General features: G+C 47.7%; 1 pseudogene. It reads right to left on the reverse strand.

Annotated elements, in window-relative coordinates:
- Positions 1-564 (reverse strand): annotated as a pseudogene (locus A3735_RS30575) (hypothetical protein); the annotation flags it as partial.

The following is a 564-nucleotide window of genomic DNA, read 5'->3' on the forward strand; positions in this document are numbered from 1 at the left end:
TTAGTCTGGCGCTGTTTGCTTGATTTCTCTAACCAACGAACGAGACCATCGACTAACTCGCGATGGAACAAGTATGCAGCCTGAGGTTTATTCTCCATAGCGCTTAAATAAGGAAGAAGCGGGCTAAGTAAGAGTTGGTTTTTCTCATCGATTTTGACAAGAGATTGAACGTGGTCCCTGGAGGCTGATCGAGCCAAAGACTCCAACTCTGCAGCGGCTTGCCCTTCATAAGTACACTCTTGGCGAACGCCGATTATTGAGGCGGCTGCATCGAACCACCTGCCTGCACTGCTCGTAAAATGGTGCGTTCCATTCAGAATGAAATGACTAGTGAGCTCATTCTTGAGGCTATCTGCGTAAGCTTCGAATGCCTGTTCCCTACTTGTTTTTGCCAATAGATTTGCACCAGTTCGCCAGATTTCCCGTGTGGCGATATCGCCACCAGGAATCGCTATTTTCTCAAGGTGTCCGATACGTTCTATCTGCTTCGAGTCTACATAGAATAGCTCACCACCCCAGGCTTGATTATCGTCTCCCAGGCCATTTCCATCGAGTATTAAAGCA

The sequence above is a fragment of the Oleiphilus sp. HI0061 genome, assembly GCF_001635675.1.